Source organism: Burkholderia savannae, assembly GCF_001524445.2.
Classification (GTDB): Bacteria; Pseudomonadota; Gammaproteobacteria; order Burkholderiales; family Burkholderiaceae; genus Burkholderia; species Burkholderia savannae.
The window spans coordinates 3,647,588-3,667,080 of sequence record NZ_CP013417.1 but is presented as its reverse complement, the minus strand read 5'-3'; the positions used below and the strand labels follow the sequence as shown (position 1 = coordinate 3,667,080).

The 19,493-nt window shown below is 66.7% G+C and carries 15 protein-coding genes; 13 read left to right on the top strand and 2 right to left on the bottom strand.

What is annotated here, in order from left to right:
- Positions 1–5: 5 nt before the first annotated feature.
- The 7 genes from WS78_RS17915 to WS78_RS17885 all read left to right on the top strand — a co-directional run bounded on the left by WS78_RS17915 (position 6) and on the right by WS78_RS17885 (position 6,872).
- Positions 6–1,220, top strand: a complete 1,215-nt coding sequence (locus WS78_RS17915) for an AAA family ATPase (protein WP_059584243.1) — start codon at positions 6–8, stop codon at positions 1,218–1,220.
- Positions 1,217–2,590 carry a CpaF family protein gene (locus WS78_RS17910; RefSeq protein ID WP_038747164.1) on the top strand — a complete coding sequence of 458 codons (1,374 nt, stop codon included), beginning with the start codon at positions 1,217–1,219 and terminating at the stop codon, positions 2,588–2,590. The genes WS78_RS17915 and WS78_RS17910 overlap by 4 nt, the downstream gene beginning before the upstream one ends.
- On the top strand, positions 2,587–3,561 hold the full coding sequence (locus WS78_RS17905; RefSeq protein WP_059584244.1) for a type II secretion system F family protein: 975 nt from the start codon (positions 2,587–2,589) through the stop codon (positions 3,559–3,561). Before WS78_RS17910 ends, WS78_RS17905 begins: the two co-directional genes overlap by 4 nt.
- Complete coding sequence (locus WS78_RS17900) at positions 3,558–4,520, top strand: type II secretion system F family protein (RefSeq protein WP_081989503.1); 963 nt, start codon at positions 3,558–3,560, stop codon at positions 4,518–4,520. Before WS78_RS17905 ends, WS78_RS17900 begins: the two co-directional genes overlap by 4 nt.
- On the top strand, positions 4,517–5,371 hold the full coding sequence (locus WS78_RS17895; RefSeq protein ID WP_038747030.1) for a tetratricopeptide repeat protein: 855 nt from the start codon (positions 4,517–4,519) through the stop codon (positions 5,369–5,371). The genes WS78_RS17900 and WS78_RS17895 overlap by 4 nt, the downstream gene beginning before the upstream one ends.
- On the top strand, positions 5,368–5,796 hold the full coding sequence (locus WS78_RS17890; protein WP_059584247.1) for a TadE/TadG family type IV pilus assembly protein: 429 nt from the start codon (positions 5,368–5,370) through the stop codon (positions 5,794–5,796). The genes WS78_RS17895 and WS78_RS17890 overlap by 4 nt, the downstream gene beginning before the upstream one ends.
- A gap of 62 nt (positions 5,797–5,858) precedes the next feature.
- Positions 5,859–6,872: a pilus assembly protein TadG-related protein gene (locus tag WS78_RS17885; RefSeq protein ID WP_059584249.1), complete on the top strand. Its 1,014-nt coding sequence runs from the start codon at positions 5,859–5,861 to the stop codon at positions 6,870–6,872.
- On the opposite strand, the gene WS78_RS17880 is transcribed toward WS78_RS17885, so the two are convergent.
- Complete coding sequence (locus WS78_RS17880) at positions 6,845–8,077, bottom strand: glycosyltransferase family 87 protein (RefSeq protein ID WP_226377162.1); 1,233 nt, start codon at positions 8,075–8,077, stop codon at positions 6,845–6,847. The two genes, WS78_RS17885 and WS78_RS17880, sit on opposite strands and share 28 nt — an antisense overlap.
- Before the next feature lie 36 nt (positions 8,078–8,113).
- On the bottom strand, positions 8,114–9,208 hold the full coding sequence (locus WS78_RS17875) for a glycosyltransferase family 2 protein (RefSeq protein WP_038747039.1): 1,095 nt from the start codon (positions 9,206–9,208) through the stop codon (positions 8,114–8,116).
- A gap of 276 nt (positions 9,209–9,484) precedes the next feature.
- On the opposite strand from WS78_RS17875, the gene WS78_RS17870 reads away from it, so the two are divergent.
- From WS78_RS17870 to WS78_RS17845, 6 genes are all read left to right on the top strand, one after another.
- Positions 9,485–9,985: a GtrA family protein gene (locus WS78_RS17870; protein WP_082717686.1), complete on the top strand. Its 501-nt coding sequence runs from the start codon at positions 9,485–9,487 to the stop codon at positions 9,983–9,985.
- 767 nt (positions 9,986–10,752) lie between these two features.
- A complete protein-coding gene (locus WS78_RS17865) occupies positions 10,753–11,766 on the top strand; it encodes a sulfate ABC transporter substrate-binding protein (RefSeq protein WP_038747042.1) in 1,014 nt (337 codons plus the stop codon).
- A 524-nt stretch (positions 11,767–12,290) separates the two neighbouring features.
- Positions 12,291–13,988, top strand: coding sequence for a S10 family serine carboxypeptidase-like protein (locus tag WS78_RS17860; RefSeq protein WP_059584256.1), 1,698 nt, complete (start codon positions 12,291–12,293; stop codon positions 13,986–13,988).
- 67 nt (positions 13,989–14,055) lie between these two features.
- Positions 14,056–14,460 (top strand): hypothetical protein, encoded by a 405-nt coding sequence (locus WS78_RS17855; RefSeq protein ID WP_059584258.1) that lies wholly within the window; start codon positions 14,056–14,058, stop codon positions 14,458–14,460.
- Positions 14,461–14,604: 144 nt separating this feature from the next.
- Positions 14,605–15,621, top strand: coding sequence for an ion channel (locus WS78_RS17850; protein ID WP_059584261.1), 1,017 nt, complete (start codon positions 14,605–14,607; stop codon positions 15,619–15,621).
- A 236-nt stretch (positions 15,622–15,857) separates the two neighbouring features.
- The gene (locus WS78_RS17845) at positions 15,858–19,433 is read left to right on the top strand and encodes an indolepyruvate ferredoxin oxidoreductase family protein (RefSeq protein WP_059584264.1); all 3,576 of its coding nucleotides are present in this window, start codon (positions 15,858–15,860) and stop codon (positions 19,431–19,433) included.
- The last annotated feature ends 60 nt before the right edge of the window (positions 19,434–19,493 follow it).

Here is a 19,493-nt window from a genome sequence, read left to right as displayed (position 1 = left end):
CGCACATGAAAGTCCTGGAACGTCGCCCCTTCAAACGCACCGCCGCCGCGAGGACGGTGGACTTCGTCGCAGTCGTGTCCGATCCGGGAAGCGAGGATGTCATCCGCCGCTTCGCGCAGGATCTGGCCATCACGCGGATGCATCTGCAGATCGGGCAATTCGACGATGCGATCAGGCTGCTGCAGCAGAGCGAGCGCTCGCCGCGCCAACTCGTCGTCGACATATCGGATTGCGCGATGCCCGTTTCCGATCTGATGCGCCTGGCGAAGATGTGCGATCCGTCGGTTCGCGTCGTGGCGATCGGCACGCGAAACGACGTCGGCTTGTTTCGCAATCTGCTCGGGATCGGCGTGCACGATTATCTCGTCAAGCCGATCACGGTCGAACTGTTGCGGCGCGCGCTGACGACCGACGAGGCCATCGCGCAGGTCCGCACCGGCAAGACGGTCAGCTTCGTCGGCGCGCGCGGCGGCGTGGGCACGACCACGATCGCGGTTTGCCTCGCCCGCTGCCTGTCGGACGAGAAGCTGCGCCGGGTCGCCTATGTCGATCTGAACCTGCACGGCGGCGCGGCCAATTCGCTGCTCGGCCTCAGCAGCAACAACGGGCTGACCGAGCTGCTGCAAATGGAGCAACGTCCCGATGAAGCGTTCATCGAGCGCATGTCCGTCGCGAAGGGCGACCGGCTGAGCATTTTGTCAGCCGAGCTGCCGTACGCAGCGGCTGCGCCGGTGCGCGCGGGCGCCATCGCGGATCTCGTCGACACGCTGAAGGGCAAGTACCACTACGTGCTGCTCGACGTTCCGGTTCAGGCTAGCGAGCTGATCGAGGACGCGCTGCTCGCGTCGGATCTCGTCTACATCGTCGCGGATCGCTCGGTTCACGCCGCGTACGAATGCGCCCGCCTCGTGCGCTTCGCGCAGCAACTGCCCGGCGAGCGGAGCGTGTCGGTACTCCTGAACAATCCGCTCGAACCGGTGGCCGGCCGCGTTCAGCCCGCCGAATTCGCGCAGGCGTTCGAACGGATCAACGTGCGCGAGCTGCCGCACGAACCTCAGACGCTCGCTGTCGCGGAGAATCTCGCCGAACCCGTCGGCGATGCGAAACGCGTCGGCTTCCTGCACGAAATCCGCCGGCTCGCGGACGGCATCACCGGCGAGCCGATGTCTGTCGCCGAGGCGTGGTATGCGCGGTTCGTGAAGTGGAGGAGAGGAACGTGACGTTCGGCACGCGAAATAGCGAACCCGCCCGGCCGACGCCGCCCGAGAAGCCGGCTGCGGCGCAGCCCGCCGTTCGCGTTCCGGCGCCCGCCGCCGACAGCCACGAAGCGTTGATTCGATCCGGCAAGTTCGATGTGATCCGCTCGGCGGTGTTCGCGTCGATGAACATGTCCGCCGCGCTCATGAAGACGCGCGACGAGGTGCGCGCGGGAATCGAACAGGTCGCCGCGCATACGGCCGAGCGCGAGCAACTGAAAATCACCGCGGGCGAACAGGTGCTGATCGTCGACGCGATCCTGAACGACATGTTCGGCGTCGGGCCGATCGAGCCGCTGCTCGCGGACGACGCCGTCACCGACATTCTGGTGAACGGCCCCGATCAGGTCTACGTCGAGCGCAGCGGACGCCTCGAGCTCACGTCGCTGAAGTTTCGCGACGATGCGCACGTCATCGGCGTCGCGCAGCGGATCGCGGCCGCCGTGGGCCGGCGGGTCGACGAAAGCAGCCCGATGGTCGATGCGCGGCTCGCCGACGGCAGCCGGGTCAATGTCGTGCTGCCGCCCATTGCGATGCGCGGCCCGTCGATTTCGATTCGCAAGTTCGCGAAGCGCGACATCACGCTCGCGCGCATGGCGCAGCAGGGCAACCTCTCGCCGACGATGCTCCAGGCGCTGAAGCTCGCATGCGCATGCCGGCTGAACGTCGTCATTTCAGGCGGCACCGGCTCGGGCAAGACGACGCTGCTCAACGCGATGTCGCAGCATATCGAGGAGCACGAGCGCATCGTGACCATCGAGGACGCCGCCGAGCTGCAACTGCTTCAGCCGCACGTGGTCAGCCTGGAAACGCGCCCGGAGAACACCGAGGGGCTGGGCGAGATTTCGCAAAGGGATCTCGTGCGCAACGCGCTGCGAATGCGGCCCGACCGAATCATTCTTGGCGAGATTCGCGGCCCGGAAGCGTTCGACGTGCTGCAAGCGATGAACACCGGCCACGACGGCTCGATGACGACGATCCACGCGAACTCCCCGCGCGACGCGATCAACCGGCTCGAGAGCATGGTCATGATGGCGAACGCCAATCTCCAGCTTCTGTCGATCCGCCGCCAGATCGTGAGCGCCGTGCATCTGATCATCCAGATCGAACGGATGCGCGACGGCGTGCGTCGCGTGACGAAAGTCACCGAGATCGTCGGCATGGAGGGGGAGGTGGTCATCACGCAGGACCTGTTCCTGTTTCGTCAGGATGCCGACACGTCGAGAGAGACGGTCAAGGGCGGTTTCGAAACGACGTCGCTGCGGCCGGCGTTTGCGGCGCGCGCCGCCTATTTCGGCCTCGAGAGTTCGTTGGACGAGGTCTTCCGATCATGACGGCGAATGTCTTTGCCGTCTGTGCATTCTTCGTGATCGTGGCGATCGGCCTGGCGCTGATGTCGCTGCGCGATCGCGTGCGCAATTCGCCGCAGCGCCTGATAAGCGAACGGCTTCATCGAATCGTGCCGGCGGATGCGGGCGGCGCGGCGCTCGCCCGGGCGGAATCCGGAACCGCGCTGCTCAACCTGGAACAGCGGCGCGGCAGGCTTAGATCGTGGCTTCAGCAATACGTCCAGCGCGTTCGTACCGTGGCCGGCAGCGGCGGCCTGCGCATCGTGGGCGCGAGCGCGGTGGCCGGCGTGATCGCCGCGGCGTCGGTCATCGCGTTCTTCGACCCGCCCGGCGCGATGCGTCCGTTCATTTATCTGGGGTTGCCGCTTCTTGCGGTGAGGCTCAGCTATCGCGCGTTGATCTCGCGGTTTCGCACCCGATTTCTGGAGGCCTTTCCCGATACGATCGATTTGATTGTGCGCTCGGCCCGCGCCGGCATTCCGGTCACGCAGGCGATCAGCACCGCGGGCGAGGCCGCGGCCGAGCCGGTGCGCTCGACGTTTCGCGTCATGGGAGACCGCCTGCGGCTGGGCGTGGAGCTGAAGGACGTGCTGAGCCAGGCGGCGGGGCGGCTCCTGATCGCGGACTTTTCGCTGTTCGCCGTGTACTTGCTGCTGCAGCGCGAGACAGGAGGAAGCCTCGGCGAAACCCTGGATGAGCTGTCGGCGATCATCCGCACCAGGCGGGACATTCGGCTGAAATCCCGGGCGTTGACCGCCGAAGGGCGCATCACGACCAACATCATTTCGGCGATGCCGTTCGTCATCATCGGCGTGCTCTACATCGTGAACCGGGCATACGTCGAACTGCTGTTCGAGACGGATGCGGGCCACACGATGCTGACGACGGCCGCCGTGATGCTCGCGATCGGGCTCGTGCTGATCCGGAAATTGTCGAAACTGGATACGTCAAGATGACAGCCTTTCCCGGCATCTCCGCGTGGTTCCTGCTCAGCCGCGGATTCGCGTTGCTGCTCGTGCTGGGCTGTGTCGCCGTCGCGCTCGCCGACCCGGGCGCGCGGACGCGCGCTAGGATCGCCGAGCGCGTGCGGCGCGCGACCGGGCAGGCGGGCGCGACGTCCGGAATGACGATGTTCCAGGCCGGGGATCTTCGTCAGGGGCTGTCGCGGCGGCTGGCGCAGCTCGGAGAGCGGTTGCCGGAATTCGATCCGATGCAGCGCGTGAAGCTCGGCCGCCAATTGACTCGGGCGGGTTTGCGCGATCGTCGCGCGGTGTCGTCGATGATCGGGATCAAGTTGTCGAGCGGCCTTCTATTCGCGGGCGCCGCGCTTCTCCTGAGCCCGTTCATCCCCCGCTTCGGCGCGTATGTCGTCATTCGTTTGCTGGCGATGACGGGCGCCTTCGTCGTCGGCCTGATCGTGCCGGAGTATGTCCTCGCCGCGCTGATCGCCCGCCGTCGCCGGAAGATTGCCGCGTGCCTGCCCGACGCGCTCGACCTGCTCGTCGTTTGCACGATGGCGGGCAACAGTCTCGTGACCAGCATCAAGCGCGTCGCGCTCGAACTGGTGCGCATCTGCCCGCCGCTTGCCGACGAATTGTCCGTTTGCGCGGACGAGATGACGATCGGGGAAGGCAGTGCCGTCGTGCTGGTCAACTTCGCCGCGCGAGTCGACCTTCCGTCCGCGCGATCCCTCGCCGCGACGCTGATTCAATCCCAGCAATACGGCACGCCGATCACGCAGGCATTGCGCACGCTGTCTCGGGCCGAACGGGCGGAGCAGCTCTTTGCGCTCGAAGAGAAAGCCGCGAAGCTCGCGCCGAAAATCACGCTGCCGATGATGGTGTTCATTCTGCCGACCGTCGCGTTGATCGCGGGCGGCCCCGCGGTGATACGCCTGCTCACGATATTCAAATGAGACATTCGATCTTGCAAACGGCCTGGCTTGCGATCGCCTTGCCGATCGTCTTTGCGGGATGCACGCAGCCGGGATTCCAGCCGCGCCCGGCGCTGTCGCATCGGATCGACGATCCGGCGGCCGATCTGCGCATTGCGGACAGCGCGCTGTCCGGCGGCAACGTCGATCTTGCCGCCACGCTGTACGAAAAGGTGCTCGACGCGCATCCGGATTCGCTGGCGGCAAGGCTCGGCCTGGGCGACGTCTATTATCGATCCGGCAACCTGGAGCGTGCGCGAGTGCTGTATTCGCAGGCCGCCGAGCAGGCGCCGGCCCAGCTCGGCGCGCGGCTCGGCCTCGCCCGCGTCGCGCTGCGGCAGCGCCGTCTCGACGATGCGCTTCGCCTGTATCGCGCGTTGCTCGCCGAGCAACCGGGCAACCCGCTCGTGGCCGAAGGGCTCGGCACGGCGCTCGACATGGACGGGCGGCACGCGGACGCGCAGGCGGTCTATCGCAATGCATTGCTCGCGCATCCCGATGAGCAGGGGCTGCGCATCAATCTCGGGTTGTCGCTCGTGCTGAGCAACCGCTCGCGCGAAGGCGTGAACGTCCTGCTCGATGTCGCGGGCCTGCCGGACGCGCCTTGGCAGGCGCGGCAAAGCCTCGCGTTCGCGTACGGCGTTCTCGGCAACGCGGATTCGGCCAAGCGGATTCTGTCGTCCGAGCTTCCGCCTTCGGCCGTGGCCGACAACTTGCGCGTCTATCGGGCCGTGCGCGCGAAGTTCGCGTCGCGCGATCTGCCGGAAGCGCCGCCGTCGGCGAGCGATGTCCGGCCGGGCGCCGCGCATTCCGGGCCGAGGGCGAAAAAATGACGCGACGCGCGAGGTTCGCCGGAGGGCAGCGCGGCGTCGTCTCGCTCGAATTCGTTCTGATGCTTCCGTTTCTCTTGATGGTGCTCCTCGGCATCATCGACGTGAGCTTCGTTCTGTGCGACAAGGCGGTGATCACGAACGCGAGCCGCGAGGCGGCCCGCGCGGGCGTCGTGTTGCACGTGCCGCAGTTGACGAGCGCGCAGATCAGCAGCGTCGCGCTGGCGTACGCGCAGAACAGTCTCATCACCGGCGGCACGCCGAGCCCGCCCACGATCACCGTCAGTCAGCCGAGCGGGACGTCTTCGGGCAGTCCGTTGTCGGTGACGGTCAGCTATACCTATACCGGTCTCGTGCTGGGGTCCGCGTTCAGCGCACTGACGGGGCCCGTCACCATCACCGCCACGACCGTCATGAACTACGAATGAGGCGGCGCGTGCGACTCACCACACGTTCGAATCGACATGCGCCCGAGCGGCGGCGCGGCGGGATGACGGCGCGGCGACAGGACGGATCGATCGCGCTGTTCTTTCTGATGTTCCTGATTCCGTTGCTGTCGTTCGGCGCGTTCGCAATAGACGTGGCGCGCGTGGCGGTGGTGCGCAACGAACTGCAGAACGCGGCGGATGCGGCGGCGCTGGCGGGCGCCGCGGCGTTGCTGCCGTCAGGCGGCACCAGCCCGAACTGGGCGCAGGCCGCATCGGCGGCCACCGGGGCGATATCGCTCAACGCGTCCGACGGCGTGAAGCTTTCGGCCGGCACGGTCAGCGCGGGCTACTGGAGCCTGACCGCCAGCCCGGCCAGCATGCAAGCGTCGACGATTACGCCCGGAACCTACGACGCGCCGGCCGTGCAGGTCACGATGACGCGCGCGACGGGCGTCAACGGCGGGGCGATTGCGTTGCTGCTGGGCGGCCTGCTCGGGATCGGCAGCGTGTCCGGCAGCGCGACCGCCGTGGCCGCGATCGCGGCGCCGGGGGCGGTCGCCGCGGGCGGGTTGTTTCCGATCGCGCTGGATCAATGCGTCTACAACCAATATTGGAATCTGGCGACCAATCAGCCGCTCGTCAATCCGTTGACGAACCTGCCGTACGAATTCATCGTGACGAACGGGCAGACATACGGCTCGTCATGCACGGCCGGTCAATGGACTTCATTTCAGTCGACCGCGAACGACGTGACGACGATGACGAACCTGATGACGGCCGGCAACCCGGCGTCGCTTGCCATCGGCGACAGCATCTGGCTCGTCACCGGGGCAAAGACGGCGCTTTACAGCTCCGTCCCGGTCGGGACGACCGTGGTGCTGCCGGTCGTCACGCAGACATCCACCAAGAGCTATGTCCCGATCGTCGCCTTTGCCGCCTTCCACATCGATGCGTCGCTCGGCGGCACCGCCAAGTACGTTCAGGGCCACTTCGTCGGCGGCGTCAAGCTGACTGGCGTCGCGACCGGCGTCGGGCCGTACTACGGCGTCTACGCGCCGCCGAGGCTCGCGTTTTGAGCCGTGATTCGCGTGCGGCGCAGGATGGCGAGAAGCATGAACAGCAGCACGATCGGGCCGATTTGCGGGAGCTCGAGCCATGGATTCAGCATCTCGTACACCGGCAACAGCCAGGCGCAGATCGCGGCGGCCTGCTCGCCCGGCAACCACCCGTCGCGCAGGCCGAGCGTGACCACGCACGCAAGCGCGATGCCGAGCCAGGCCAGTTCGTAGTGCCACAGGTACGGATTCGAGATGAGCGTGGAGACGAACAGCGCCGCGCCTCTCAATCGCGTGTCGCGCGTGCGTCTCCACACGCTGCATGCCGCGGCGACGGCCACGACGGCAACCGATCCGTGCCACGCGTATGCGTAACTGAGCGGCACGTCGCTCAGGCGAAGCGCGGCGAACGGTGTCGGCGACACGAACCAGAACACGACGCCGTGCTCGAGGATCAGCGTTCGCGCGAGCTCCGCGTTGACGGCGAAGAGGCGCACCGACTCGACGCCGCAAACCAGCACGGCGATCGCAGCCAACAGGATGGCGCTGACGGCGGCCGACGCGAGCGTGCGCCACGCGCGCACGGCGATCAGGACGAATGGGAACAGCAGCGCCATTTGCGGTTTTGCGCTGAGCAATCCGATGCAAATGCCCGCGTGGATGGGCTTCTTGTCGACCCAGTACACCGCGAGGGCGGCGCAAGCGGCCGTCAGGATGGCGTTCTGCCCGAAGATCGCCGTGACGAAGATGCACGGGGAGGCGACGAGCGGTACGCAGCCGAGACCCGGCGTGCGATGGATGCTCGCGGCGCCTGAAATGCGGCGTGCGGCAATGACATAGCCCAGTAGACTCGCGCCGATGAAGTACGGATAGGCGACGGAAAACGGGAGCAGCGCCAACGGCGTGACCATGAGCAGATACGTGGGCGGATACAGCCAAGCGATGAAATTCTCGCGTTGAAAATCCGAAAGCCGCGTCAGCACGAGGTCCGCGAGAAGATGAAGGTCGTACGCTTGCCAGGGCGAGCCGTGCAGCGCGAGGTACGACGCGGACCAGAACACGGCGAAGTCCGGGCCCGGCCGCACCACGTCGAACTCGGGGAAGCGGCGGTTGATGCCGGTCCAGGCGACGAAGAACAGCCCGTAAAGCGCGAGCGTCACGCTACTGTAGAGAACGATCCGCCGCTGCGTCAGCCACGCGTTCACGGGAGGGCGGCTCACGGGCATGCGCGGGCGCGGAACGTACATGATCCGGGCGGCGCGCTATTCGGTGAACTGGTGCGTGGGGACTGGGCGCGCCGAGCCGGGTGCGCCCGCCCGACGTCTTGCCGCGGCGGCGCGCTTGGCCGGCGAATCGATCCGCGCGGAAGGCGGATGCGCATGATCGTGCAGCACGAATGCCGCGCTATCGCGGCTTTCCGCGCGATACCGCTGCCTGATCAGATAGATCGGGCGTTGCTTCGATTCATGGTAAATGCGCCCGATGTACTCCCCGACGACGCCGATGCCGACCAACTCGATCCCGCTCATGAAAAGGATGATGGAAATGAGCGATGCATATCCCGGCACTGGATTTCCGAACAGAAGGGTGCGGAAGACGATGAACGCGCCGTACGCAAACGCGAATAATGCGATGGCGAGCCCGACGTAGGTCCAGCTGCGAAGCGGAATGGTGCTGAAGCTCGTGATGCCCTCGAGCGCGAAATTCCACAGCCGCCATCCGGAGAATTTCGAGCGGCCGGCCCGACGGGGCGCGCGCTGATATTCGATGATCACGGTCCGGAAGCCCACCCATGCGAACAGGCCTTTCATGAAACGCCGGCGCTCCGGCAGCCTTCGCAGCGCATCGATGACTTGCCGGTCCATCAGGCGGAAATCCCCGACGTTCGCCGGCATTTCGACTTCGGAAAGCGCGTTGTGCACGCGATAGTAGAGCGCCGATGCGATGCGCTGGGCGAACGAATCGCACGTCCTGTCGGTTCGCCGTGCCGCCACGACCTCGGCGCCGCGTCGCCAGTGATCGATCATTTGCGGAATCAGGCCGGGAGGATCTTGCAAGTCGGCGTCGATCGGAATGACGGCGGCGCCCGTCGCCTCGTCCATGCCGGCCGTCAGCGCGGCTTCCTTGCCGAAATGGCGCGTCAGATCGACGACGCGTATGCGCGAATCGCGGGAACTTGCGGCGATCAGCTTGTCGAGGGTGCCGTCGCTGCTGCCGTCGTTGACGCACACGATCTCGAAACGAGCCGAGTCAACCGAATCGAGAACCGGAATCGTCTCGGCGAAGAACAGGTCGACGGTGTCGTGTTCGTTGTAGAAAGGTACGACGAGCGAAATCAAAGGTTTTCTGCTTCGCATGAACGCGCTCCACTCGCCAATGTGGCGGAAGTTATAGCGCAGGCTGAAGCGCGCAGTTGAATAATGTAATTGGTTTTGATGAGTGGATTGTGCGTGCGATCATGGCGATAAAATGAATTAAATTCCTATCTTATAAATTGTAGGTCATTATCCGCGATGGAAAATGAATTTTGATTTTCCTGTTTGTCGGAGGGCCAATGAAGGCGTGGCCGTCGCGGGAGCGGCGCGCTGCATCGCCGAGGCGACGCAACGCGGGCGGCGCATGTCGAAGCGGCAATGCGCCGTGTGGATTGCGCCGTGACGCAGGAGCGGGCGCCGACGGGCCTGGCCGATTGCCGGCCGTTCGTCGCGGAACGCCGGTCCGATGGCCGGAAAACCGATGTGCGGAGAGCGCGAATGACGCATCGGCATACGCTTCGATTCGTGACTTATCTGGGCGTCGGCGTATCGGGAACCGCCGCGCAATATGTCATTTTATGGACGCTGGTTTCGACTGCGATCGCGGCCCCGGTATTTGCGTCGGCGGCCGGAGCGGTGGTTGGCACGCTATTGAATTATGTTCTCAATTATCACATTACGTTCAAGCGTTCCCGGCCCCATGATCAAGCGGTTCCACGCTTTTTCTCCGTGGCGTTCGCCGGCATCGTCATCAACGTCATGGCGATGTTCGCGCTGATATGCTTGCATGTCCCGTTCATGCCGGCTCAAGTCGTTGCGACCGGATGCGTGTTGGGAGCGACTTACCTCGCCAACTCCGCGTGGTCGTTCAAGCGGTAGTTTGCGAGCGAGCCCTTTCTGCGGCGCCATACGAGGATTGATGATTTTTCTCGGGCGCAACCGGTGTCCGCCATGCGGCGAGATCGTACTTTTCGTCGAAGCGTTGTCATGCGTTGCGTTGCGTTGCGTTGCGTTGCGGTGCGGTGCGGCTGCGGGCAAGCTACGCACGCGCGGAATACGTCGCGGAATACGTCGACCCCGTCGACCCCGTCGACGCATCGGTCGCGCCGCCGCACCGTGGCCGGTGCCGATGTCTCGCTGCGCTTTCACGATATCGGGGCGAGCCCGTCAGCCGGCTCGCCGGCGATTTTGCCGGATCTCCAGGAACGGTTTCGCCGCTCGCCCCCGGATTTGCATTCGAATCGGAAGTGGGGCGCGCGGCGTGGCGGAGTATCGGCGAATCCCGGCCAACGCATTTCAGCAGCCGGAGCGAAGCGGCACTCCGCTCACCGCCTCGAACCTGCCGGACCGCTCGACCGCTCGACCGCCCGACCGCCCGACCGCCCGACCGCCCGACCGCCCGACCGCTCGACCGCTCGACCGCTCGACCGCTCGACCGCTCGACCGCTCGACCGCTCGACCGCTCGACCGCTCGATCACTCGATCACTCGATCGCCGCCCGCCGAACGTTCAACCCCGCCAGAGCCAAATCAGCATTCGTGCATCGCTATCCACGACGGATTGGCTCGCGTCGCGACGATCGCCGCTAGAATCGTCGCTTGCGAAAACCTGACGAATCACCTCGAACCACCAGCGGAGCACCAACGATGAAGCACAACCAAGGGATCGGCCGCCGGCTCGCCGCCGGCATCGCAGCGGCGCTGCTCGCAACGGCCGCGCATGCCGACACGTCGCTGCTGAACGTGTCCTACGACGTCACGCGCGAACTGTACAAGGACATCAACGCGAGCTTCGCCGCCGCCTACAAGCAGAAGACGGGCGAGACGGTGTCGATCCGGCAATCGCACGGCGCGTCGAGCGCGCAGGCGCTGTCGGTGCTGCAGGGGCTGCAGGCCGACGTCGTGACGATGAACCAGCCGAACGATATCGATCTGCTCGCCGAGCGCGGCCAACTGCTGCCGAAGGACTGGCGCACGCGCTTGCCGAACAACAGCTCGCCGTACTCGACGACGATGGTGTTCCTCGTGCGCCACGGCAACCCGAAGGGGATCAAGGACTGGAGCGATCTCGCGAAGCCGGGCGTGCAGGTGATCATCGCGAATCCGAAGACGTCGGGCAACGGCCGCTATGCGTATCTCGCCGCATGGGGGTATCAGAAGCTGAAGGGCGCGACCGATCAGCAGGCGCTCGACTTCGAGAAGGCGATCTTCCGCAACGTGCCGGTGCTCGACTCCGGCGGCCGAGGCGCGACGACGACGTTCACGCAGCGCGGCATCGGCGACGTGCTCGTCACGTTCGAGAACGAGGTCGCGCTGATCGACACGGGCGCGGCGGGCGCGAGCTTCGACGCCGTCTATCCGTCGGCGAGCATTCTCGCGGAGCCGCCCGTGGCGATCGTCGACAAGGTCGTCGACAAGAAGGGCACGCGCCGCGCGGCGCAGGCGTATCTCGAGTACCTGTACTCGCCCGCCGCGCAGGAGATCGTCGCGCAGCACCATCTGCGCCCGCGCGACGCGAACGTGCTGAAGAAGCATGCGAGCGAGTTCAAGCCGCTCAAGACGTTCAGCGTCGAGCAGATCTTCGGCAACTGGGCGAACGCGCAGAAGACGCATTTCGCGGACGGCGGCACGTTCGACAAGATCATCGTCGATCGAAAGTAAGCGCCGGCCCGGCGGCGAAGCGAGCGCGCCGCCGGGCATCCGTGCGGGCCGTCGTCGCCGGGCGGCCGGGGCATGCTTCGCCGGCCGCGCGAACCTTACATTTTCCGTTCGCGGATTCGCGGGCGTATTCCATCGAACCGGAATGCGCCCGTTTTCGTTTTCTTTATCCGATTCGGATGCCGAATTCATTCGCGATTTTCGGCATTTCCGGGTGTGTTCCGGCTTCACCCGATCGCGTTCCCGTCGCAATCCGCCGGTTTGTTGCGCGCGCAACAAATGTTCACATTCTGGGCATCCTGTATGCACGCGGAGCCTATCGGGCCGCGTGATTGCTTTCGGCGGCGAGGCAAAAGCGGCCGTATCACGTGCATTGTCGATCGATTAATGAATGGATAGGCCGGGTGGTTGACGCGCCATTTTTTCATTATTAGGATGCGCGGAAATTGAATAAATCAATTGAGACATTATCGAGGAAGGCATTGCACTGCAATACCTTACGTCTTTGAAATAAATAGAAAGCGAAAATGAATAAATCGATGGATGGAGGGAACGCCGGATCGGCGGGATGGCGCGGCCGGCTCTCGGCGGCGGCGGTCGTCGCGACGATGCTGGCCCTGGCAGGGTGCGGCGACGATCTGCAGAGCAGCACGACGCCCGCGCAGCTCAATCAGCCGTACACGGACACGGCCGCCTACTCGCCGAACGCGGGCGACGGGCTCGCCGCGTCGCAGGTGTCCGAACGCGCCGCGGTGATGAGCCACCAGTGGTCGTCGAACGGCGCGACGCTCGATTACCTGAGCACGACCGGGCATCTGACGGCCTACGATTCGAACGGCAACGCGGAAGCGACGATGTCGTATGTCGCGTACACCGTGCCGACGCAGGACGGCTCGCCGCGGCCCGTCACGTTCTTCTACAACGGCGGCCCCGGCTCGTCGTCGGTGTGGCTGCGGCTCGGCTCGTTCGCGCCGACGCGCGTCGCGACGCCCGATCCGCTGATGACGAACTGGCCGAATTTCCCGCTCGTCGACAATCCGGACAGCCTGATCGCGACCACCGACATGGTGTTCATCGATCCGCCCGGCACCGGCCTGTCGGAAGCCATCCAGCCGAACACGAACCAGACGTTCTGGGGCGCGGACGCCGACGTGAAGGTGATGCGCGATTTCATCCGCCGCTATCTGTCGGTCAACGGCCGCGGCGGATCGCCGATCTACCTGTACGGCGAATCGTACGGCACGCCGCGCACGGACATGCTCGCGCTCGCGCTCGAATCGGCGGGCGTGCAGCTGACTGGCATCGTGCTGCAGTCGTCGATCCTGAACTACATGGCGGCGAACGGGGATCAGGCGGTCGGCACCTTCCCGTCGTATGCGCAGGTGGCGGCGTATTACAACCTGGTGTCGCCGTCGCCGACGAATCTCGGCGCGTACGCGCAGCGCATTCAGGATTTCACGACCGCGCAGTACACGCCGATCGTCCATTACGCGACGGCCTCGTCGCCCGTGTCGCCGGACGCCGCGACGCTCGCCGCCTGGTCGACGCAGACGAGCATGACGACGGCGTCGCTCGGCGCGTACTTCCAGTACTTCTACGACACCGAAGCCTCCCCCGGCCAGACGACGCTCGTGCCCGGCTATACGATCGGCCGCTACGACGGCCGCGTGTCGCTGCCGAACGGCGATTCGCGTCTCGCGAGCGACGACGATCCGTCCGACATCCTGATCTCGCAGCCGTTCACGAAGGCGCTCGCTTCGCAGATGCCGAACTATCTCGGCTACACGGCGCCGAACGCGACGTATCAGACGCTGAACCCGAACATCATCGGCGTGTGGAACTTCAGCCATGCGGGCCAGCCGTATCCGGACACGATCCCGGATCTGCTCGCCGCGCTGCAGCTCAATCCGAAGCTGAAGGTGCTGTCTTCGAACGGCTACCATGACCTCGCGACGCCGTACTTCGAGACGGAAAAAGAGCTCGCGCGGCTGCAGACGGTGTCCGGCCTCAATCCGAACCTGCAGGTCACGTTCTATCAGGGCGGCCACATGATCTATCTCGACGACGTCGCGAGGCCGCAGATGAAGTCGGATCTCGTCGCGTTCTATCAGAACCAGCCGGTGGCGAACGCGCTGACGCTCGCGGCGCTGCCGCCCGCGTGGCCCGACGAAAGCCCGGCGAACACGCCGACGGCGAAGATCGCGCGGGCCGCCGCGGCCCGCTGAGATTGCGGCGAGCGGGCCGCGCGATGAGCGGCCCGCTCCGTTGAACCCCGATATTGCGAGTTACGTCATGTCCCAGATTTTTCAGTTGCGACGCATCATTCCGGCGATCGCGTTCGCGGTTGCCGCGGCGTTCACGATCGGCGCATCCGCCGAGACCTTGCAGGCCGTTTCGTCCGCTGCGCCGCAGCACGGCGGCGTCGACGGCCCGTTCTTCCCGAAGGCCGCCTCCGCCGCGCCCGCGTCGGCTTCGGCGACGACGGGCGCGCAGTTGCAGCAGCAGGCGCAAAGCCGGCTCGCCGCGAGCCTCGGCGCGAGCGGCGCGCTCGGCAACGGCGCGGCGCTCACGAAAGCGCAGGCGCAAGCGAGCGGCCTCGGCTACGTCGCGCAGCATTTCGACGAAATCGACACCGCGCACACCGGCAAGGTCACGCTCAAGCAGGTTCAGCAGTTCATCGAGCAGCAGCGTCAGTGACGGACTGACGCGAGCGCGGCGCGCGGCCCGCCGAGGGTTGGGCGCGCCGCGCGGATCGCGCGCGGCGCGCGGGCCCGGCCGCGCGACGAACGCATCGCAAGTGCCGCGTGCTACGCTCGCCGCACCGACTCCGGCGAGACTGCGATGAACGTCGATTCCTCTTCCCCGCACCCCCCCGATCCTTTCGCGGACGGCGGCGCCCGCGCGCGCAAGCCGCCGCGCGGCGGCCGCCGGATCTGGTCCGGCACGCGCGAGGTGATCGCGTACGGCATGCCGGCGTCCGTGTGGCGCGATCTCTATTACTGGGCGCTCAAGGTGAGCTGGCCCGTATTCTTCGCGACGCTCGCCGCGCTGTTCGTCGTCAACAACACGCTGTTCGCGCTGCTGTACCTGCTCGGCCGCACGCCGATCGCGAACCAGTCGCCGCCCGGCTTCATGGGCGCGTTCTTCTTCAGCGTCGAGACGCTCGCGACGGTCGGCTACGGCGACATGCATCCGCAGACCATCTACGCGCACGCGGTCGCGACGCTCGAGATCTTCGTCGGGATGTCGGGGATCGCGCTGTCGACAGGGCTCGTGTTCGCGCGCTTCGCGCGGCCGCGCTCGAAGATCATGTTCGCGCGCCACGCGATCGTGCGCTCGCTCAACGGCCGGATGACGCTGATGGTGCGCGCGGCGAACGCGCGGCAGAACGTGATCGCCGAGGCGCGCGCGAAGATGCGGCTGATGCGGCGCGAGCATTCGTCGGAGGGATATTCGCTGATGAAGATCCACGATCTGAAGCTCGTGCGCAGCGAGCACCCGATCTTCCTGCTCGGCTGGAACATGATGCACGTGATCGACGAATCGAGCCCGCTGTTCGGCGAGACGCCGGAGTCGCTCGCGCAGCGCAGCGCGATGCTGCTCGTGATGATCGAAGGCTCCGACGAAACCACCGCGCAGGTGATGCAGGCGCGCCATGCGTGGGAGCACGGCGACATCCGCTGGCATTACCGCTACGTCGACCTGATGAGCGAGGTCGACGGCATGACGCACATCGACTACACGCGTTTCAACGACGTCGAGCCGGTCGAGCCGCAGCCGGCGGCCGACGGGGGCGATTCGCCCGACGGGCCCGACGCGAGCGGCCCGGCCGCCACGCCGAATCCGCCGCCCGCCTGAGGCGGCGCGCGGCCCATCCGGCGAGCCGAGCGGGCCGGGAGTGAAATCTCTCTCAAATTGCAAGCAAAGCTTCAGCAGTCTTTCGCTGAAACGCTGATCGATATCAAGATAAGCAAAAAATTCTTCTATTGGCGTAAAAAAATAAAGTTCATTGAGTTGCGCGTCGAAACGCAGGGCCGCGCCTTGCCGGCGCGGGGCGACGCCGCAACGTCGAACAGCACATCGAGGAGACGACAATGAACGTACGCCTGCCGGTCGGCGGCCCGCCCGCGTTGGCCGACTATCGCCTGACCGACAACCTCCGCGCGACGCGCGGCCGCATATTCCTGACGGGCACGCAGGCGCTCGTGCGCCTGCTGCTGATGCAGCGCGCGCTGGACGACGCGCAGGGCCTGAACACCGCGGGCTTCGTCAGCGGCTATCGCGGCTCGCCGCTCGGGATGGTCGACCAGCAGCTGTGGAAGGCGAAGAAGCAGCTCGACGCGAGCGGCGTGCGCTTCCTGCCCGCGATCAACGAAGAGCTCGGCTGCACCGCGGTGCTCGGCACGCAGCGCGTCGAGGCCGATCCGGAGCGCACCGTCGACGGCGTGTTCGCGATGTGGTACGGCAAGGGGCCGGGCGTCGATCGCGCGGGCGACGCGCTCAAGCACGGCAACGCGTACGGCTCGTCGCCGCACGGCGGCGTGCTCGTGGTGGCGGGCGACGATCACGGCTGCGTGTCGTCGTCGATGCCGCATCAGAGCGACTTCGCGATGATCGCGTGGCATATGCCGGTCGTGAATCCGTCGAACATCGCCGACATGCTCGAGTTCGGCGTGTACGGCTGGGCGCTGTCGCGCTTCTCCGGCGCGTGGGTCGGCTTCAAGGCGATTTCGGAGACGGTCGAATCCGGCTCGAGCGTCGATCTCGATGCGCTGACGACGCGCTGGCCCGCGCCCGAAGGCTTCGCGCCGCCCGCAGACGGCCTGCACAACCGCTGGCCGGACCTGCCGAGCCTCGCGATCGAGGCGCGCCTCGCCGCGAAGCTCGACGCGGTGCGCCACTTCGCGCGCGCGAACAGCATCGACAAGTGGATCGCGAAGAGCGCGCACGCGAACGTCGGCATCGTCACGTGCGGCAAGGCGCATCTGGACCTGATGGAGGCGCTGCGCCGGCTCGATCTGACGGTCGCCGATCTCGACGCGGCCGGCGTGCGGATCTACAAGGTCGGCCTGTCGTTCCCGCTCGAGATGACGCGCATCGACACGTTCGTCGAAGGCCTGACCGAAGTGCTCGTGATCGAGGAGAAGGGCCCCATGATCGAGCAGCAGATCAAGGATCATCTTTACAACCGCGCGTCGGGCGCGCGGCCCGTCGTGCTCGGCAAGCACGACGCGGCGCACGCGCCGCTGTTGTCCGAGCTCGGCGAGCTGCGCCCGTCGCGCATCCTGCCCGTGTTCGCCGACTGGCTCGCGCGGCACAAGCGCGCGCTCGACCGCCGCGCGCGCGTCGTCGATCTCGTCGCGCCGACGATCCTGTCGAACGAGGCGGACGCGGTGCGGCGCACGCCGTACTTCTGCTCGGGCTGCCCGCACAACACGTCGACGAAGGTGCCGCAAGGCTCGATCGCGCAGGCGGGAATCGGCTGCCACTTCATGGCGTCGTGGATGGAGCGCGACACGACGGGCCTGATCCAGATGGGCGGCGAGGGCGTCGACTGGGCCGCGCACGCGATGTTCACGAGCACGCGCCACGTGTTCCAGAATCTCGGCGACGGCACCTACTTTCATTCGGGAATCCTGGCGATCCGGCAGGCGGTGGCCGCGCGCGCGAACATCACCTACAAGATCCTCTACAACGACGCGGTCGCGATGACGGGCGGGCAGCCCGTCGACGGCAGCATCTCGGTGCCGCAGATCGCGCGGCAGGTCGAGGCGGAAGGCGTGTCGCGCTTCGTCGTCGTGTCCGACGAGCCCGAGAAGTACGACGGCCATCATGCGCTGTTCCCGACGGGCACCACGTTCCATCACCGCCGCGAGCTCGATGCGGTGCAGCGCGAGCTGCGCGACACGCCGGGCGTCACCGTGCTGATCTACGACCAGACGTGCGCGGCCGAGAAGCGCCGCCGCCGCAAGAAGGGCGAATTCCCCGATCCGGACAAGCGGCTGTTCATCAACGAAGCGGTCTGCGAAGGCTGCGGCGATTGCGGCGTGCAGTCGAACTGCCTGTCGGTCGAGCCCGTCGAGACCGCGCTCGGCCGCAAGCGGCGCATCGATCAATCGTCGTGCAACAAGGATTTTTCGTGCGTGAACGGCTTTTGCCCGAGCTTCGTGACGGTCGAGGGCGCGAAGCTGAAGAAGGCGGCGGGCGCCGCGTTCGACGAGGCCGCGCTCGCCGCGCGCGTCGACGCGCTGCCGCGCCCGGCGACGCATCTGGCCGACGCGCCGTACGACATGCTGGTGACGGGCGTCGGCGGCACGGGCGTCGTGACGGTGGGCGCGCTCGTCAGCATGGCCGCGCATCTGGAGGGCAAGAGCGCATCGGTGCTCGACTTCATGGGCTTCGCGCAGAAGGGCGGCTCGGTGCTGTCGTTCGTGCGGGTCGCGTCGTCGGACGCGTGGCTCAATCAGGTGCGCATCGACACGCAGCAGGCCGACTTGCTGCTCGCGTGCGACATGGTCGTCGGCGCGAGCGCCGACGCGCTGCAGACGGTGCGCCGCGAGCGCACGCGCATCGTCGTGAACACGCACGCGATTCCGAACGCCGCGTTCGTGCGCGATCCGGACGCGAGCCTGCACGCGGACGCGCTCGTCGAGAAGATGCGGCACGCGGCGGGCGACGGCTTCCTGTCGCGTTGCGACGCGCAGGCGCTCGCGACGAAGTTTCTCGGCGACACGATCGGCGCGAACATCCTGATGCTCGGCTTCGCATGGCAGCAGGGGCTCGTGCCCGTGTCGCTCGACGCGTTGATGCGCGCGATCGAGCTGAACGACGTCGCGGTGCCGATGAACAAGCTCGCATTCGCGATCGGCCGGATGGCGGCCGCCGACGCGGCGGGGCTCGACGCGCTGTGGGACGCGCGCCATCCGGCGCACGCGCCGCTGCCGCCGCAGACGCTCGACGCGGTCGTCGCCGATCGCGAGGCGCGGCTCGCCGAATATGGCGGCGCGCGCTACGTCGAGCGCTATCGCGCGCTCGTCGGCGCGGCGCGCAAGGCGGGCGACGAACGCGTCGCGCGCGCGGTCGCGACGACGTTCTACCGGCTGCTCGCGGTGAAGGACGAATACGAAGTGGCGCGGCTCCACACGCACGGCGCATTCCGCGCGGCGCTCGAAGCGCAGTTCGAGGGCACCGCGGGCAAGGACTTCCGCGTGAAGTTCAACCTCGCGCCGCCCGCGACCGCGAAGGCGGGCAGGGACGGCTCGGCGCCGGGAAAGCAGGTGTTCGGGCAGTGGCTGTGGCCGGTGCTCGGCGTGCTCGCGCGCGTGCGCGGCCTGCGCGGCACGCGGCTCGATCCGTTCGGCGGCACCGTCGAGCGCAAGATGGAGCGCGCGCTCGCCGACGACTACGAGGCGACGATGCGCCGCGCGCTCGCGGCGTTGACGCCCGGGACGGCCGACGCGGTCGCGCGGCTCGCCGAGCTGCACGCGAAGGCGCGCGGCTACGGGCACGTGAAGCTCGCGAACGTCGCGAGCGTGAAGCGCGCCGAGCGCGAGCTCGCCGCGCGTATCGCGATCGATGCGGCGACGAGCGCGGCCGTGCAGCGCGCGCTCGACGAGATGAAGGGCGCGGGCGCGTTGCGCGGGATTCCGGTCGTCGTCGCGAAATCGTGAGCGCGGCGCGAGCGCCGGACGTCGAATGACGAGCAGTGGGCAGTGGGCAGCGGGCAGTGG

Bases quoted from the DNA above. Each gene is read 5' to 3' on its own strand.
- WS78_RS17915 (WP_059584243.1), top strand. From the start codon at position 6: ATGAAAGTCCTGGAACGTCGCCCCTTCAAACGCACCGCCGCCGCGAGG.
- WS78_RS17905 (WP_059584244.1), top strand. From the start codon at position 2,587: ATGACGGCGAATGTCTTTGCCGTCTGTGCATTCTTCGTGATCGTGGCG.
- WS78_RS17900 (WP_081989503.1), top strand. From the start codon at position 3,558: ATGACAGCCTTTCCCGGCATCTCCGCGTGGTTCCTGCTCAGCCGCGGA.
- WS78_RS17895 (WP_038747030.1), top strand. From the start codon at position 4,517: ATGAGACATTCGATCTTGCAAACGGCCTGGCTTGCGATCGCCTTGCCG.
- WS78_RS17890 (WP_059584247.1), top strand. From the start codon at position 5,368: ATGACGCGACGCGCGAGGTTCGCCGGAGGGCAGCGCGGCGTCGTCTCG.
- WS78_RS17885 (WP_059584249.1), top strand. From the start codon at position 5,859: ATGACGGCGCGGCGACAGGACGGATCGATCGCGCTGTTCTTTCTGATG.
- WS78_RS17880 (WP_226377162.1), bottom strand. From the start codon at position 8,077: ATGCCCGTGAGCCGCCCTCCCGTGAACGCGTGGCTGACGCAGCGGCGG.
- WS78_RS17875 (WP_038747039.1), bottom strand. From the start codon at position 9,208: ATGCGAAGCAGAAAACCTTTGATTTCGCTCGTCGTACCTTTCTACAAC.
- WS78_RS17870 (WP_082717686.1), top strand. From the start codon at position 9,485: ATGCGCCGTGTGGATTGCGCCGTGACGCAGGAGCGGGCGCCGACGGGC.
- WS78_RS17865 (WP_038747042.1), top strand. From the start codon at position 10,753: ATGAAGCACAACCAAGGGATCGGCCGCCGGCTCGCCGCCGGCATCGCA.
- WS78_RS17860 (WP_059584256.1), top strand. From the start codon at position 12,291: ATGAATAAATCGATGGATGGAGGGAACGCCGGATCGGCGGGATGGCGC.
- WS78_RS17855 (WP_059584258.1), top strand. From the start codon at position 14,056: ATGTCCCAGATTTTTCAGTTGCGACGCATCATTCCGGCGATCGCGTTC.
- WS78_RS17850 (WP_059584261.1), top strand. From the start codon at position 14,605: ATGAACGTCGATTCCTCTTCCCCGCACCCCCCCGATCCTTTCGCGGAC.
- WS78_RS17845 (WP_059584264.1), top strand. From the start codon at position 15,858: ATGAACGTACGCCTGCCGGTCGGCGGCCCGCCCGCGTTGGCCGACTAT.